This window comes from Devosia sp. (assembly GCF_048261455.1).
Classification (GTDB): domain Bacteria; phylum Pseudomonadota; class Alphaproteobacteria; order Rhizobiales; family Devosiaceae; genus Devosia_A.
On the sequence record NZ_JBLXGA010000005.1, the window covers coordinates 39,297 to 52,167 of the forward strand.

At 63.8% G+C, this 12,871-nt stretch carries 13 protein-coding genes; 11 read left to right on the plus strand and 2 right to left on the minus strand.

Annotated features, from left to right (window positions below; translation table 11 throughout):
• Positions 1-16 precede the first annotated feature (16 nt).
• From ACN0TK_RS07120 to ACN0TK_RS07140, 5 genes are all read left to right on the plus strand, one after another.
• Positions 17-1,066, plus strand: a complete 1,050-nt coding sequence (locus ACN0TK_RS07120; protein WP_417308779.1) for a Gfo/Idh/MocA family protein — start codon at positions 17-19, stop codon at positions 1,064-1,066.
• 5 nt (positions 1,067-1,071) lie between these two features.
• On the plus strand, positions 1,072-1,341 hold the full coding sequence (locus ACN0TK_RS07125) for a GlsB/YeaQ/YmgE family stress response membrane protein (RefSeq protein ID WP_417308780.1): 270 nt from the start codon (positions 1,072-1,074) through the stop codon (positions 1,339-1,341).
• Positions 1,342-1,460: 119 nt separating this feature from the next.
• Positions 1,461-1,709 carry a GlsB/YeaQ/YmgE family stress response membrane protein gene (locus ACN0TK_RS07130; RefSeq protein ID WP_417308963.1) on the plus strand — a complete coding sequence of 83 codons (249 nt, stop codon included), beginning with the start codon at positions 1,461-1,463 and terminating at the stop codon, positions 1,707-1,709.
• Between the two features lie 10 nt (positions 1,710-1,719).
• Positions 1,720-2,676: a lipoyl synthase gene (lipA, locus tag ACN0TK_RS07135; protein ID WP_417308781.1), complete on the plus strand. Its 957-nt coding sequence runs from the start codon at positions 1,720-1,722 to the stop codon at positions 2,674-2,676.
• Positions 2,669-3,100: a type II toxin-antitoxin system RatA family toxin gene (locus ACN0TK_RS07140; RefSeq protein ID WP_417308782.1), complete on the plus strand. Its 432-nt coding sequence runs from the start codon at positions 2,669-2,671 to the stop codon at positions 3,098-3,100. Before lipA ends, ACN0TK_RS07140 begins: the two co-directional genes overlap by 8 nt.
• Here ACN0TK_RS07140 and ACN0TK_RS07145 read toward each other — a convergent pair.
• Both ACN0TK_RS07145 and ACN0TK_RS07150 read right to left on the minus strand, forming a co-directional pair.
• Positions 3,097-3,591, minus strand: a complete 495-nt coding sequence (locus ACN0TK_RS07145; RefSeq protein ID WP_417308783.1) for a CinA family protein — start codon at positions 3,589-3,591, stop codon at positions 3,097-3,099. The genes ACN0TK_RS07140 and ACN0TK_RS07145 overlap by 4 nt on opposite strands.
• A complete protein-coding gene (locus tag ACN0TK_RS07150; RefSeq protein ID WP_417308784.1) occupies positions 3,588-4,784 on the minus strand; it encodes a bifunctional 2-C-methyl-D-erythritol 4-phosphate cytidylyltransferase/2-C-methyl-D-erythritol 2,4-cyclodiphosphate synthase in 1,197 nt (398 codons plus the stop codon). Before ACN0TK_RS07150 ends, ACN0TK_RS07145 begins: the two co-directional genes overlap by 4 nt.
• A 264-nt stretch (positions 4,785-5,048) precedes the next feature.
• Between ACN0TK_RS07150 and dusB the strand changes: the two genes are divergently transcribed.
• From dusB to hfq, 6 genes are all read left to right on the plus strand, one after another.
• Positions 5,049-5,957 (plus strand): tRNA dihydrouridine synthase DusB, encoded by a 909-nt coding sequence (dusB, locus tag ACN0TK_RS07155; protein ID WP_417308785.1) that lies wholly within the window; start codon positions 5,049-5,051, stop codon positions 5,955-5,957.
• Positions 5,954-7,078, plus strand: coding sequence for a two-component system sensor histidine kinase NtrB (locus ACN0TK_RS07160; protein WP_417308786.1), 1,125 nt, complete (start codon positions 5,954-5,956; stop codon positions 7,076-7,078). The genes dusB and ACN0TK_RS07160 overlap by 4 nt, the downstream gene beginning before the upstream one ends.
• The gene (gene ntrC / locus ACN0TK_RS07165) at positions 7,075-8,523 is read left to right on the plus strand and encodes a nitrogen regulation protein NR(I) (protein ID WP_417308787.1); all 1,449 of its coding nucleotides are present in this window, start codon (positions 7,075-7,077) and stop codon (positions 8,521-8,523) included. Before ACN0TK_RS07160 ends, ntrC begins: the two co-directional genes overlap by 4 nt.
• Positions 8,524-8,684: 161 nt before the next feature.
• Positions 8,685-11,072 (plus strand): ATP-binding protein, encoded by a 2,388-nt coding sequence (locus ACN0TK_RS07170; RefSeq protein WP_417308788.1) that lies wholly within the window; start codon positions 8,685-8,687, stop codon positions 11,070-11,072.
• Positions 11,072-12,451: a sigma-54-dependent transcriptional regulator gene (locus ACN0TK_RS07175; RefSeq protein ID WP_417308789.1), complete on the plus strand. Its 1,380-nt coding sequence runs from the start codon at positions 11,072-11,074 to the stop codon at positions 12,449-12,451. The genes ACN0TK_RS07170 and ACN0TK_RS07175 overlap by 1 nt, the downstream gene beginning before the upstream one ends.
• Before the next feature lie 174 nt (positions 12,452-12,625).
• On the plus strand, positions 12,626-12,871 hold the full coding sequence (gene hfq / locus ACN0TK_RS07180) for an RNA chaperone Hfq (protein ID WP_417308790.1): 246 nt from the start codon (positions 12,626-12,628) through the stop codon (positions 12,869-12,871).

The window sequence follows — 12,871 nt, forward strand, 5'->3', positions numbered from 1 at the left end:
GTCGAAGGAATATATTATGGTCAAGGCAATTCAGGTCGGCCTCGGCGGCTGGGGCTTCAACTGGTCGCAGGAGGTCATTCCGAACGTCCCCAATGTCGAGATGGTCGGCTATGTCGACACCAATCCCGACGCCATCAAGCGGGTCACCGAAACGCTGGGCGTCGCGCCCGAGCTGTGCTTTGCCTCGCTCGCCGATGCGGCTGCGGCCACCAAGGCCGATCTGGTCATCGCGACGCTGCGCACCGATGCGCACTATCCGGTGGTCAAGCAGGCGCTCGAGCTGGGGATGAACGTCATTGTCGAAAAGCCCTTTGCCTCGACCATCGAACAGGCCCGCGAACTGGTCGAGATCGCAGAGCGGAACAATCTGATCCTGATGGTCAGCCAGAACTATCGGCATCAGCAGGCGCCGCTCGCCGTCAGCGAGATGATCGCCGACGAAAAATTCGGCCCGGTGAACTTCGTCAGCATCGATTTCCGCCGCCACGCGCCGACCCAGGGCTATCGTTACTGGGACATGCCCGATCCGCTCTTGGCGGACATGTCGATCCACCATTTCGATCTGATGCGCATGGTGCTCAAGAAGAACCCGGTTCGCATCTCCTGCCGCACCTGGAACCCGGCCGGCAGCCCGTTCTCTTATGATCCGGCGGGCGTGGCGCTCATCGAGTTCGAGGGCGGCACCATGGTCAGCTATCGCGGCTCGTGGGTCAGCACCGGCACACCGACGGCCTGGTCGGGCGAATGGAGCATCGACTGCGCCAAGGGCGAGCTGGCCTGGACCTCGCGCGACGATTTCCAGGGGACGACCAAGCCCGACCATCTGGTCCTGCGCCCACTCGAAGGGGCCGAGGACGTGGTCAAGCTCAAGCCGATCGCCTTCACCGATCGCCTGGGCACGCTGAACGCCATGGCCAACGCCGTGGCGACAGGCACGCTGCCGCCGCACTTCAGCTCCGGACGGGATAATCTGTGGAGCCTGGGGCTGACGGTCTCGGCCATCAAGTCGGCCAGCCAGGATGGCGCCTGGGTGCATGTCGCGGACGTGGTCGATCTGGCAGAGTAGGGCGCATGGACGAGCTGCTGAACTCGGATTGGGGTCCGATCCTGATCTTCCTCGCCATCGGGCTGGTCGCCGGCTGGCTCGCCAGCCTGATCGTTGGTGGCGGCGGGATCCTGCGCAATATCATTGTCGGGGTCATCGGCGCCTTTGTGGGCGGCTGGCTGCTGGGGGCACTCAATGTCACGCTGCCGATCGATAATGCACTGCTCAGCCAGATCATCACCGCGACGCTCGGTGCGATCGTGGTGATCGTCGTGGCCCGGGTCATCGCCCGGTAAACTTGCGGGTGACGGGGTTGAAGCCAGCCCGCCGCCACGCGATATCGCAGGCATCACCAGACGCGGCCCGACACGCGGCGCCGCAAACTTGAAACGGGGGAAACGTGACGATGGGCAAGATGGACACACGGGCCATTCTGATTTTTCTGGGTATCGGCATTGTCGCCGGTTTCCTGGCAAGCCTCGTAGTCGGCGGCGGCGGTCTGATCACCTATCTGATCTCGGGTGTGATTGGTTCGTTCGTCGGAGGCTATCTGTTCTCCGCGGCCAAGATCAATCTGGGCATCAAGAACCCGATCGTGTCGCAGATCATCGTCTCGACGGTTGGTGCGATCATCGTTTTGATCATCGCCCGCCTCATCACCTAGGACATTGCACGTGGTCACACTGATCGACAGAGCGGACACGGCGCCGCGGCATCCCGAAAAGGCGCGTCGGCCCGAAAACGAGATGCTGCGCAAGCCGGACTGGATCCGGGTCAAGGCGCCCGGGTCACAGGTCTATCGCGAAACCCAACAGATCGTGCGCGAGAACAATCTCGTCACGGTGTGTGAGGAAGCGGGGTGTCCGAACATCGGTGAATGCTGGTCCAAAAAGCACGCGACCATGATGATCATGGGCGAGATCTGCACGCGGGCCTGCGCCTTCTGCAATGTGCGCACCGGACTGCCGACGGCGCTCGACACCGACGAGCCGGAAAATGTCGCCAACGCCGTCGCCAAGCTCGGTCTCAACCACGTGGTCATCACCTCGGTCGACCGCGATGACCTGCCGGATGGCGGGGCGGAGCATTTCGCCCAGGTGATCCGTGCCATCCGGGCCAAGACGCCGAGGACCACGATCGAGATCCTGACGCCCGATTTCCTGCGCAAGGACGGGGCTCTGGAGATCGTCGTCGCGGCCAAGCCCGACGTCTTCAACCACAATCTCGAGACGGTGCCGTCGAAATATCTCAAGGTGCGGCCCGGCGCGCGCTACTTCCATTCGATCCGCCTGCTGCAGCGGGTGAAGGAACTCGACCCGACGATGTTCACCAAGTCCGGCATCATGGTCGGGCTGGGTGAGGAGCGGAACGAAGTCCTGCAGCTGATGGACGATCTGCGTTCGGCCGAAGTCGACTTCCTGACCATCGGCCAGTACCTGGCGCCGACCAAGCGCCACCACCCCGTCGCCCGTTTCGTTACGCCGGACGAGTTCAAGTCCTACGCGACCGTTGCCACCACCAAGGGCTTCCTGCTGGTCTCCTCCAGCCCCTTGACCCGTTCTTCCCATCACGCCGGCGAGGATTTCGAGCGCCTGCGCGCTGCCCGTCTCGCCAAGGTTGCCCATGCCTGATCTGTTTCTCGAGCGGCATGTGCCGCATCTGCCCAAGTCCATGTTCGAGCTTGTTGCCGATCTCGAAAGCTACCCGCGCTTCGTGCCCAACTGCAAAGCCATGGACGTGAAGCCCAACGGCGGGCGCGGCAAGCTGGCGAAGATGACCATCCAGTTCGGTCCGGTCACCCAGGCCTATACCAGCGAGGTCACAGCCGACCCGCAGGCGATGACCATCATCGCCAAGTCCGATGACGGCCCGTTCAAGTTCCTCGACAGCAAGTGGTCGTTCGAGCCCGAAGGGCAGGGGACGCGCATCACCTTCGACATCGACTTCAAGATTTCGAACCCCCTGCTGGCTGCGGTGGCCGAGCCCGCGTTCGCTGCCAAGCAGGACGAGATCATCGACGCCTTCGTCGCCGAGGCGGATCGCCGCTTCGGCTAGGCCCGGGCGGCCTTCAGCACCAGTTTCAGCGCTTCGATCACCGTCGCATGGCGCACGCCGTCGCGGTCGAGATCGCTGAACTGTTTGCGCAGGTGACGGGTGCCGTCTTCTGTCGCGAGCGCGAAGTGCACCAGGCCGACCGGCTTCTTCTCGGTGCCGCCATCGGGGCCCGCCACCCCGGTCACCGCGACCGCGATATGGGTGCCAGCCGCGCCCATGGCGCCATCCGCCATGGCCATGGCGACGTCCTTGGATACCGCGCCATGCTGGCGCAGCAGCCCGAAGGGCACGCCGATCATCCCGATCTTGGCCTCATTGGCATAGGTGACGAAGCCGCCATAAACGACAGACGACGAGCCGGGCACCGCAGTCAGCGCGCCGGCGATGAGCCCGCCGGTGCAGCTTTCGGCGGTGGAGATGGTCAGCCCCTTGGCCTTCAGCGCCGCGATCGTTTCCTCGGCCAGCGCGGCGATGTCGCCCGGCAGCTTCATGACCCGGCCTCGCGGGGCAGCTCGACGCTGGCACTGGCCATGGCGAAGACGCCTTCCTCGCGCCCGACATAGCCGAGCCGCTCATTGGTCGTCGCCTTGATGCCCACCCGGTCAGGGCTGATGCCGCAAGTCTCGGCAATCACCGCTTTCATTTCGGCGGCGTGCGGGCCGACCTTGGGCACCTCGGCGACGATGGTCACGTCGACATTGACGATCCGGCCGCCGCGTTCGCCGACCAACTTGGCGGCATGCGCCAGGAAGACGGTCGAGCGCGCACCCTTCCATTGCGGATCAGACGGCGGAAAGTGCTGGCCGATATCGCCTTCGCCGATGGTGCCATAAAGGGCGTCGCTGAGCGCGTGCAGGGCCACGTCGGCGTCGGAATGGCCCTTGAGTTTCTGATGATGCGGGATGCGCACCCCGCCCAGCCAGACCGCATCGCCGGGTGCGAAGGGATGCACGTCATAGCCGCTGCCGATCCGCGTTTCCATGCGACGGTCTCCTTCCAACAGGCGCTCGGCCCGGGCAAAATCCTCGGGCTGTGTGATCTTTATGTTGCGCGAACTGCCGGGCGTCAGGATCACGTCGAACCCGGCCCATTCGGCAATCGCCGCATCGTCGGTGAACTCGTCCGGAACGGCGGTCGCCATACGGTGCGCTTCGAGAATCTTGCTGAAGCGGAAGCCCTGCGGGGTCTGGGCGGCGAACAGTTCGCGCCGGTCCTCGGTGCCGTCGGTGGTGCGGCCGTCGCGCGAGCGCTTGATCGTGTCGGTGACCGCGGTGACGGGCAGCGCGGCCACGCCATCCTCAAGCGCCGCCAGGACGCCGTCGAACACCTCGTCCGAGACCATCGGCCGCGCTGCATCCTGAATCAGCACTAGGTCAGGCTGATGCGCCTCCAGAGCCTCGAGACCCGCCAGCACCGACCCCTGCCGGGTGAGGGCGCCCATGGCCGGCGGCAGTAGCCGAGGATGCGTCAGTTTGAGGTCGGCATAGAGCGACTGGTGATCCGGGCTGATGACCGGCAGCACCCAGCGGACCTCGGATCTGCCTAGAAAAGCATCCAGCGTGCGCGCCAGAACCGGGCGACCGGCCAAAGGGCGATATTGCTTTGGCACGCCGGCTCCGCTAGCAGAGGCACGTACACCACGCCCGGCTGCAACGACAATGACTGCAATCGAAGGGTCGGGCATGGCGGTGAAAACTCTTGTCGCTCGGTATGTTGCTGGTCTATCGGCGCCATGCGCAGGCGGCAAGGGGCAGGGGTGCAATCGCTGGTCGTCGGATCACGGTGGTTGCGTATTCCCAACAAGTTTGATTACTCTGCGGGCATTCCCTGTAAATGAGCAAATCTGGGGCAATCGGTGGCTAATCTTGCCTGCGGCTTGAGCATTGGTGCGCACGCACCGCGTTGCCGTGCGTTCCTCGCGCCCATGGCGGGGATCACGGATGCGCCCATGCGCGCGCTGGCCGAGCGTTTCGGTGCGGGGCTGGTCGTTTCCGAAATGATCGCCTCCAACGCCCTCGCTACCGGCATGGACGAGATGGTGCGCAAGCTCGACAAGTCCGGTTCACTGCCACACGTCGTGCAGTTGGCCGGTTGTGAAGCCGAGTGGATGCGCCGGGGCGCCGAAATCGCCCAGGCGGCAGGAGCCGACATCATCGACATCAACATGGGCTGTCCCTCGAAACGCGTCACCACGGGCTATGCCGGCTCCGCGCTGATGCGTGTGCCCGACGAGGCACTGCGGTTGATTGATGCAGTGGTTGGCGCGACGCCGCTGCCGGTTACGGTCAAGATGCGGCTGGGCTGGGACGACGACAGCCTGAACGCGGCCGAACTGGCCAAGCGGGCCGTCGACGCCGGCGCGCAGATGATCACTGTCCATGGCCGGACGCGCCAGCAGTTCTACAAGGGCACGGCGCGCTGGGAGCTGGTGCGCGCTGTGGTCGAGGCTGTCGATGTCCCGGTCGTCGTCAACGGCGACATCGTTGATTTCGCCTCGGCCCGAACGGCTCTGGCACAGTCCGGCGCCGATGCCGTGATGATCGGGCGGGGCGCCCAAGGGCAGCCTTGGGTCGTCGGCCAGATCGGTGCCGCGCTCGAGGGTGAGACGCCGCGCGCCACTCCGACGGGGGCCGCGCTGACCGATCTCGTTCTCGACCACTACGAGGCGATGCTGAAGAGCTATGGCACCGCCACCGGGGTCCGCGTCGCGCGCAAGCATCTGGGCTGGTACCTCGATGCAGCCGCAGCCGATCTCGACAAGGCCGTCCGTACGCGGCTGCTCAAGTGTGAAACGCCGTCCGAGGTGCAGGCTATGATTCCAGAGGCCTTCGCGACGGACCTGAGGCAGGCCGCATGACCGACGTTCCAGAACTTTCCGCCGCGGTGCTGCAGGCGCTGCCGCAGCCCGTCCTCGTCTGCGGCGAGGATCGCACCATCGTCTTCGTCAACTACGCGGCCGAGGCGTTCTTCGGTGGATCTCTCAGCGTGCTCACCCGCCAGCGCCTCGACGATCTGATCGCTTTTGGTTCTCCCATCGTCGGCCTCGTCCAATCGGTGATCGAGCGCCATGCGCCGATGACCGAGTATCGCGTGCGGGTCGGCTCTTCTCGCTTCGGCAATGCCAATGACGATCGAGTGGTCGACGTCTTCGCTACGCCGATGCCCGAGCTAGAGGGCCGCATTGCGCTGCTGTTTCAGGAGCGCACCATGGCCGACAAGATCGACCGACAACTGGTCAGTCGCGGCGCGGCGCGCTCGGTGACCGGGCTGGCATCCATGTTGGCGCATGAGATCAAGAACCCGCTCTCCGGCATTCGCGGAGCGGCACAATTGCTCGAGCAGTCGGTGTCGGACGAGGAACTGCCCTTGGCGCGCCTCGTGCGCGACGAGGTCGACCGGATCGTCGATCTCATCGACCGGGTTGAAGTGTTCGGCGACGATCGTCCCATCGAGCGCGAACCGATCAACATCCATGTCATTCTCGACCGGGTGAAGCTGCTGACCAAGAGCGGCGTGGCGCGCAACATCAGCTTCGTCGAGGACTACGATCCCTCGCTGCCACCAGTACAGGGCAATCGCGATCAGCTCATTCAGGTGTTCCTGAACATCGTCAAGAATGCTGCCGAAGCCCTTGAACATACGAGTAAACCCGAAATCAAGTTCTCGACGGCATTCCGCCCGGGCATCCGCATCTCGGTGCAGGGCGTCAACGAGCGCATCTCGCTGCCGCTGGAGATCATCATCGAGGACAATGGTCCCGGTGCCTCACCCGATCTGGTGCCAATCCTGTTCGACCCCTTCGTCACGACCAAATCCAACGGATCCGGTTTGGGCCTCGCACTCGTCGCCAAGATCATCGGCGACCATGGCGGGGTCGTCGACATGGATACCCGCCCGGGCCGCACCAAGTTCCGCGTTCTGCTGCCTGTCGCTCCCCGGCCGGCTCCGACTTTGACCAAAGAGGGAACTGACAAATGAGTCACACCGTGCTGCTGGCCGATGATGATGCCGCCATCCGCATGGTGCTCAATCAGGCCCTGACGCGTGCCGGTTATGAGGTACGTCCCACCGGCAACCTGTCGACCATGTGGAACTGGGTGAGCCGCGGGGAGGGGGACCTGCTGATCACCGATGTGGCGATGCCCGACGGCAATGCCTTCGAGATCATTCCCAAGATCAAGAAGCTGCGCCCCGATCTGCCCATGGTGGTGATGAGCGCGCAGAACACCTTCATGACCGCGATCCGCGCCAACGAGGTCGGCGCCTACGAGTACCTTCCAAAGCCCTTCGACATTGCCGAAGTGCTCTCTGTCGTGGCGCGGGCCCTGGCCGACGCCAAGAAGCCGACGCCGAGCGAACGCAAGGCGGATGAACCGGGCGAGACCATGCCGCTGGTCGGCCGGTCGGCCGCCATGCAGGACATCTATCGCGCCCTGGCGCGCCTGATGCAGACCGACCTCACGGTGATGATCACCGGCGAGAGCGGCACCGGCAAGGAGCTGGTGGCTCGGGCGCTGCATGACTTCGGCAAGCGCCGGAACGGACCGTTCGTCGCCATCAACATGGCGGCGATTCCGCGCGATCTGATCGAGGCGGAACTGTTCGGTCACGAAAAGGGCGCCTTCACCGGCGCCACGGCGCGGTCGTCCGGCCGCTTCGAACAGGCCGAGGGCGGCACGCTGTTCCTCGACGAGATTGGCGACATGCCGATGGATGCACAGACCCGGCTGCTGCGCGTCTTGCAGGAAGGCGAATATACGATGGTCGGCGGGCGCACGCCGATCAAATCCAATGTCCGCATCGTCGCCGCAACGCATCGTGACCTGAGCCAGATGATCCGCCAGGGGCTGTTCCGCGAGGATCTCTACTACCGGCTCAATGTCGTGCCGATCCGGCTGCCGCCGTTGCGCGAACGCGCCGACGACATCAGCGATCTGGTGCATCATTTCCTGCGGGCCGCCCAACAGGAAGGTGAGCCGGTCAAGACCATTTCGCCTGACGCCGTGCGGCTGATGCAGAACTATTCCTGGCCGGGCAATGTGCGCGAACTGGAAAATCTCGTCCGGCGCCTGTCGGCGCTCTATGCGGATGAGAACATCTCCATCGAAGTCGTCCAGAGCGAACTCAACCTTGCTGACCGGCCGTCGATGCCGGCGGCCAGCGGGCCGGTCGATGTGTCGACCGCCGTGGAGACCCATGTGGCGCAACTGCTGCGCGAGTATGAGCCCAACCTGCCGCCAGCAGGGCTCTATCAGAGGGTGATCGATCGGGTCGAGGCGCCATTGATCGCCATGGCGCTCAATGCCTGCGGTGGCAACCAGATCCGCGCCGCAGACCTGTTGGGGCTGAACCGGAACACTCTGCGCAAGAAGATCCGCACGCACAGCATCGAGATCGTCAAGCAGAGCCGCCGGCAGGGCTAACTGTGGCATTGTGGCCACCATGTTGCTCCGGGTGGGTACGTAGTCGACGCACAAAGCTGGTGGCGAATGTAACCTGTGTCACATTTCGGCAACATTTGACCTTGATGGCTTGGGTCTGCTGATCCACTGTCCGATCGATCCGTCCCAACGCGGCCCTGCCAATGTCCGAAGTAGCGACAGCATCCACCGATCGGCCAGCCGCGCGCGAGGCCATGCCGTCGCACGCCCGCTTCGCCATCCTGAGCGACATGGGTCGGCAAACCCTTCGGTCGATCGGACTGATCGTCGTGCTGCTGTCGGTCTTCGTATCGTCCGGCTCGTTCCTGATCATGACCGGCGCGACCGATATCGAGCCTACGCCGGAAGTGTGGACGATCATCTGGGTGGTGAACGGCCTGCTGGTGTTGACAGTGGTCGCCCTTGTCCTCACCGAAGCTGTGCTGTTGGCTCAGGCCCGTCTGCGGCGCCAGGCCGGCGCCGGGATGCAGGTGCGCATGGTGGCGATGTTCGCCATGGTGGCTGCCATTCCCGCGCTGCTGGTCGCCGTCGTCGCGATGATCTCTCTGAACCAGGGACTGGATCAGTGGTTCTCTGAGCGCACGCGCTCTATGGTCGAGAGTTCCCGGCTGGTGGCGCGCTCCTACATGCTGGAGCATGCGCAGGTTTTGCGCGACGACATCATCTGGGTGGCCACCGAACTCGAACAGGCGCGCGGCACGTTCGATACCGATCAGCAGAAATTTCAGCGCATTCTGACCGCGCTCGCGGTTACCCGCTCGCTGCCATACGCCTACCTGGTATCGACCGATGGCAGTATCGTCATGCGGGCGCAGATCAACGTGCCGGGCGCCGAGCCGCGGCTGCCTGAGGGTGTCACCAGCGGCGTGGTCGAGGGGCGGCCGAGCGAGATCGGTCCGGGACGAACCAATCTTATCGGGTCCATCGTCAAGCTGCGTGGCTATGACAACACCTTCCTGTTCGTCGCCCGGCAGGTGGACCCCGAGGTCCTCGAGTTCATGCGGCTGACGGACGACAACATCTCGCAGTACCGCGAATATGAGTCGAATCGTCTGGTGTTCCAGATCACGTTCACGCTGATGTATGTCGGCCTGGCGCTGGTGTTGCTGCTGGCCGCCGTGTGGATCGGCATCGCTCTGGCCAACCGTTTCGTCGACCCGATCAGAAACCTGATGATCGCCTCGAACCGGGTGAGCGATGGTGACCTCGACGTGCAGGTGCCGGTGCAGCCGGGCAGGGGGGATCTGCGCGATCTGTCCAATCGCTTCAACACCATGACGCAGCAATTGCGCTCCCAGCGCGTTGCGCTGCTCGAAGCCAGCGAGACCAACGAGAAACGCCGGCAGTTTACCGAGGCCGTGGTGGCAGGCGTTTCAGCCGGCATCGTCGGTCTCGACGCCTATGGCGCCATCACGCTGGTCAACGCGCGTGCCAGCGAGATGATCGGGGCCGACGAGATCGCCTTGATCGGGCGGCGGATCGAAGAGGTCATCCCGGCTTTGGCGCCGGTGCTCGAGAACGCGCGCGCGGCGCGCCGCGGGCAGTTGCGCGACCAGATCGAGATCGGTTCGGGGCCGGACTACCGCACCTATCAGGTGCAGCTGACCCGCGAAGGCACGATGACTGAAAACAAGGGCTTCGTCATCACGCTCGACGATATCACCGATCTGCTGTCGGCGCAGCGCACCGGTGCCTGGGCGGATGTCGCGCGGCGCATCGCGCACGAGATCAAGAACCCACTGACCCCGATCCAGCTCAGTGCCGAGCGGCTCCGCCGCCGCTATGCCGACAAGCTGACCGACGACTTCGATGTCTTCGACAAATGCATCAACACCATCGTGCGGCAGGTGGGCGACATCGGCCGGATGGTCGACGAGTTCTCCTCCTTTGCCCGCATGCCCGAGGCTCGCCCGGAGGCTGGCAATCTCACGGATGCCATCAAGCAGGCGGCGTTCCTCGAAAGCGTCCGTCTGCCTGAAGTTTCACTGAAGGTCGAAGTCCCGGACACGCCGATCCAGGCGATGTTCGACAATCGCCTGATCAGCCAGGTGCTCACCAATCTAATCAAGAATGCGGTGGAGGCGATCGAGGGCGCCGGGATCGAGGCGATCAAGGATCCGCGCATCGTGGTCGAGGCCCACGAAGAGGGCGATCGCGTGCGCATCTCGATTTCCGACAATGGCAAGGGCTGGCCAAAGGAAAACCGCAACCGGCTGCTCGAACCGTACGTTACGACGAGAGACAAGGGTACGGGACTGGGCCTTGCAATCGTGGCCAAGATCATTGAACAGCATGGCGGGCGCGTCGATCTCATCGATGCCGACCCTGATGAAAACGGGCGCGTCGGCGCTTGTTTCACCTTTACCCTGCCGCTCCTCGCGGCGGGGGAAAGCGCCGATGGAGCGGCAGCGGCTCCAGATGGCGGCCCCGGGGAACCACCCGGAACGACGACGACCACAAATGCGGGTGGGGCAAAGCCCAAACAAACAGAACAAGGGGAGCCGCAATTGCAAGCGGTCGATAACAGCTGATGGCCCTCGATATCCTGATCATTGACGATGAAGACGATATCCGTGACCTGATCGCGGGTATTCTGGAGGACGAGGGGCACGAGGCGCGGCAGGCGCATGATGCCGATTCTGCCCTCAATGAGATCGCGCGACGCCGGCCCAGCCTGGTGTTTCTCGACATCTGGATGCAGGGCAGCCGACTCGACGGGCTGCAGCTGCTCGACGTGTTCCAGAGCCAGCACCCCGACATGCCGGTCGTGATGATTTCCGGCCATGGCAACGTGGAAACCGCGGTCTCGGCCATTCGCCGCGGCGCTTACGACTATATCGAGAAGCCGTTCAAGGTGGACCGTCTGCTGCTCATTACCCAGCGTGCGACAGAGTCGGCCCGGCTGAAAAATGAGGTCGCCGACCTCCGGGAGCGCTCCGACACTGCTGTCGAACTGGCAGGTACATCGCCGGACCTGCAGAATGTGCGTGGCCTTATCGAGAAATCTGCACCGACCAATTCTCGCATTTTTATCGCGGGCGCCTCGGGGACGGGGAAGGGCTTGAGCGCCCGGTTGCTGCATCAGAGGTCGGCTCGGGCCGACGCGCCGTTTGTTGAAATCAACTGCTCGCTCTATTCGCCCGACGAGGTGCAGGTTGTACTGTTCGGTCGCGAAACCCGCGAAAAGACCGGGAACCTGCGCACCGAGGTCGGGGCGCTGGAACGGGCGCATGGCGGCACGCTCTACCTCTCTGAGATTGCGGCGCTGCCGGCCCCGGCCCAGCAAGCGCTGCTGCGGACACTGGTTGAGAGCAAGTTCACCCGAGTCGGCGGTTCGGCACCCGTCCCCATCGACGTACGTATCATCTCGTCGAGCTCGCAGAATGTGACGGCCCATATCGAGCAGGGCCAGTTCCGCTCGGACCTGTTCCACCGGCTGTCGATCGTCCCGATTCATCTGACGCCGCTCAAGGACCGCCGCGAAGACATTCCACCGCTGATCGATATCTTCATCGAGCAGGTGTGCAGGCTGCACAATCTCAAGCCCATGTCGGTCGGTCCGGACGCCGTCGCGGTGCTGCAAGGCCAGGACTGGCCCGGCAATGCGCGGCAGCTGCGCAACTCGATCGAGCGGCTGCTGATCCTGGTCAAGGACCAGACGCCGCCGGATGGGGTGATCACCGCTGCCTTGCTGCCCCCGGACATTGGTGAAGTGCTGCCGACGGTCGGTGACGGCGATTCGTCGGCGCACCTGATGAGCCTGCCGTTGCGCGAGGCCCGCGAGGTGTTTGAGCGGCAGTATCTGATGGCGCAGATCGAGCGCTTTGGCGGCAATATCTCCAAGACCGCAGAGTTTGTCGGCATGGAGCGCAGTGCCTTGCACCGAAAGATAAAGTCGCTGGGCCTCTGACCATCCGGGCAGGGGTGTGCGGCTATCCACCCCCATCGTTCTGTGCCATAGTCTGCTATGAGTGGGATGAAGCAAAACGTTGGGGAGCGGGGCGACGGCGGGTCGAACCGCCTATCAACGCGAAGTGTCTGCCGGTAACCGCCGGACAGCCTTCGCAACACAAGAGGCCGAGAAATGCCCGAGAAAGTCCAGAATCTGCAGGACGCTTTCCTCAATCACGTACGCAAGCAGAAGGTGCCGGTGACCATTTTCCTGGTCAATGGCGTCAAGCTGCAGGGCGTGATCACCTGGTTCGATAATTTCTGTCTGTTGCTGCGCCGCGATGCCCAGTCGCAGCTCGTGTACAAGCATGCGATTTCGACCATCATGCCCGGCGCCCCGATCCAGCTGTTCGATCCCGAACATACCAGCGACGACTGA

Coding starts and splice junctions, on each gene's coding strand:
- hfq (WP_417308790.1), top strand. CDS start 12,626: ATGCCCGAGAAAGTCCAGAATCTGCAGGACGCTTTCCTCAATCACGTA.
- ACN0TK_RS07140 (WP_417308782.1), top strand. CDS start 2,669: ATGCCTGATCTGTTTCTCGAGCGGCATGTGCCGCATCTGCCCAAGTCC.
- ACN0TK_RS07150 (WP_417308784.1), bottom strand. CDS start 4,784: ATGCCCGACCCTTCGATTGCAGTCATTGTCGTTGCAGCCGGGCGTGGT.
- ntrC (WP_417308787.1), top strand. CDS start 7,075: ATGAGTCACACCGTGCTGCTGGCCGATGATGATGCCGCCATCCGCATG.
- ACN0TK_RS07175 (WP_417308789.1), top strand. CDS start 11,072: ATGGCCCTCGATATCCTGATCATTGACGATGAAGACGATATCCGTGAC.
- ACN0TK_RS07120 (WP_417308779.1), top strand. CDS start 17: ATGGTCAAGGCAATTCAGGTCGGCCTCGGCGGCTGGGGCTTCAACTGG.
- ACN0TK_RS07160 (WP_417308786.1), top strand. CDS start 5,954: ATGACCGACGTTCCAGAACTTTCCGCCGCGGTGCTGCAGGCGCTGCCG.
- ACN0TK_RS07130 (WP_417308963.1), top strand. CDS start 1,461: ATGGACACACGGGCCATTCTGATTTTTCTGGGTATCGGCATTGTCGCC.
- ACN0TK_RS07145 (WP_417308783.1), bottom strand. CDS start 3,591: ATGAAGCTGCCGGGCGACATCGCCGCGCTGGCCGAGGAAACGATCGCG.
- ACN0TK_RS07125 (WP_417308780.1), top strand. CDS start 1,072: ATGGACGAGCTGCTGAACTCGGATTGGGGTCCGATCCTGATCTTCCTC.
- ACN0TK_RS07170 (WP_417308788.1), top strand. CDS start 8,685: ATGTCCGAAGTAGCGACAGCATCCACCGATCGGCCAGCCGCGCGCGAG.
- dusB (WP_417308785.1), top strand. CDS start 5,049: ATGCGCGCGCTGGCCGAGCGTTTCGGTGCGGGGCTGGTCGTTTCCGAA.